The 596-nt window shown below is 60.1% G+C and carries 1 protein-coding gene; it reads right to left on the bottom strand.

Annotated features, from left to right (window positions below; translation table 11 throughout):
- Positions 1 to 246: 246 nt before the first annotated feature.
- Positions 247 to 596, bottom strand: a 350-nt coding sequence (locus Q5762_RS36950; RefSeq protein WP_315896692.1) for a hypothetical protein, incomplete at its 5' end; no start/stop codon positions are given.

A 596-nucleotide genomic window follows, 5' to 3' on the forward strand; every position in this document is an offset into this window, starting at 1 on the left:
ATTTCACCGGTTGAATGGTCGATGACTAGCAGGTTTGCGTCTGCGAGCGAGTCCCACGCTTTGGCAACCTTGCGGGGTGTCAGGTCGGCGGCGTTGCCTGCATACCTGGCTGGGAAGTAGGGGACAACCCCGGCCCATGACAGGTCTGGGCTGGACAGGAGCGCCATGTAACAGTCGTGTTGGGTGGTGGTCAGCGTGGCCCAATCTGGGTCGCGGTGGGTCGAGACGAGGTAGCGTGCGAACTCTCTAGCCATCGTCGCCCGCTCTCAGGATCGCGGCAGTTTCGGCCTCGATTTCCTTCACGATGTTCTTGATGACGCCCGCCATGTAGCGGAAGACTGTGCGACTTGGGACGCCGTAGGCTTCGATTGCGATGCTGTGCGCCTCAGCTATACGGTCGTAAGGCACTCCGTTATCGAGCCAACGCACCACACTTTGCTTCCAATCGGCGGGCAGAAACGTGCAATCTTCGTCCCAAACTCGCCACGTTTTGCGAAACTTCTGGCACTGTTTGGACCATCTGTCGCGCCGTTCAGAGACGCGCTGGGCTGCGATCTTGCGGGCCTCAGCCCACCGTTTCGCGTCCTCACTCACGT

This window comes from Streptomyces sp. P9(2023) (assembly GCF_032436795.1).
Classification (GTDB): domain Bacteria; phylum Actinomycetota; class Actinomycetes; order Streptomycetales; family Streptomycetaceae; genus Streptomyces.